This is a genomic window from Blautia sp. AF32-4BH (assembly GCF_003460565.1).
Lineage (GTDB): Bacteria > Bacillota > Clostridia > Lachnospirales > Lachnospiraceae > Fusicatenibacter > Fusicatenibacter saccharivorans.
Map to the genome: position 1 here is coordinate 4,134 of NZ_QTVL01000038.1, position 351 is coordinate 4,484.

The window sequence follows — 351 nt, forward strand, 5'->3', positions numbered from 1 at the left end:
GTGCTGGGCAAGGTAAGCGGACGGAATGAGGACTTTTTCTTCTTTCAGCTTGCTGGCGATCTGATACGGACCGTAGCCCTCAATCGTCATGGCAAAGATGCGCTTGACCACATCAGCGGCTTCGGGGTCAACCAACCATTGGTCTCTGGCTTCGTTCCAGAGATAGCCGTAAATGACCGTGCCTGTGAGGTGCTTGCCGGACTTGCCTTTGGACTGGAAAGTGGAACGGATTTTACGGCTGGTGTCTCTGGCGTAATACTCGTTCATAATGTTGCGGAAAGGGGTAAAATCATCGTCACCTCTGGCACTGTCCACGCCGTCATTGATGGCGATAAGGCGAACGCCACGCTG

1 protein-coding gene is annotated in these 351 nt (G+C 53.6%); it reads right to left on the reverse strand.

Annotated elements, in window-relative coordinates:
- A partial coding sequence (locus tag DWZ44_RS18900) for a recombinase family protein (protein ID WP_243002164.1) occupies positions 1-351 on the reverse strand: 351 nt, incomplete at both ends.